Annotated in this window: 1 rRNA gene; it reads left to right on the top strand. The window is 47.9% G+C overall.

Features of this window, described 5'->3' with window-relative positions:
• Positions 1-892, top strand: a 23S ribosomal RNA gene (locus JXZ93_RS03500); the annotation flags it as partial.

Here is an 892-nt window from a genome sequence, read left to right as displayed (position 1 = left end):
AGAATCTGAAACAACTTACTTACAATTAGTCAGAGCGCGTTAATGCGTGATGGCGTACATCTTGCAGTATGGACCGGCGAGTTATGTTAACATGCGAGGTTAAGTGGATAAAAGCGGAGCCGTAGAGAAATCGAGTCTTAATAGGGCGCTTAGTATGTTGACATATACCCGAAACCATGTGATCTATTCATGAGCAGGCTGAAGCTTGGATAACACCAAGTGGAGGGCCGAACCGTAGTACGCTGAAAAGTGCCCGGATGACTTGTGAATAGCGGAGAAATTCCAATCGAACTTGGAGATAGCTGGTTCTCCTCGAAATAGCTTTAGGGCTAGCGTGTGATGTTAAACTTTGGTGGTAGAGCACTGAATATGGAATGGCCGCGCCTAGCGGTACTGACTATAATCAAACTCCGAATACCATTGTGTATTATCATGCAGTCGGAACCGGGGTGCTAACGTCCCGGCTCGCGAGGGCAACAACCCAGATCGTCGGCTAAGGTCCCAAAATCGTGTTAAGTCAGAAAGGTTGTGAGTTTTCATAAACAACTAGGAGGTTGGCTTAGAAGCAGCCACCCTTTAAAGAGTGCGTAATAGCTCACTAGTCAAGAGAACTTGCGCCAATAATGTAACGGGAGTAAAACACGATACCGAAGCCACGGGTACGAAAGTACGTTAGAGGAGCGTTCTTAGTGCGGCGAAGTCAGACCGTGAGGACTGGTGGAGCGCTAAGAAGTGAGAATGCCGGTATGAGTAACGATTTGAGGTGAGAATCCTCAACGCCTATTGGGAAAGGTTTCCTGGGGAAGGTTCGTCCACCCAGGGTTAGTCAGGACCTAAGGAGAGGCCGAAAGGCGTATCTGATGGACAACAGGTTAATATTCCTGTACTGGCT

It is taken from the genome of Mycoplasma sp. CSL10166 (assembly GCF_017116885.1).
GTDB lineage: Bacteria > Bacillota_I > Bacilli_A > Mycoplasmatales > Metamycoplasmataceae > Mycoplasmopsis.
The sequence above is the reverse complement of the archived record's forward strand: the minus strand, read 5'-3'. Positions and strand labels throughout refer to the sequence as shown.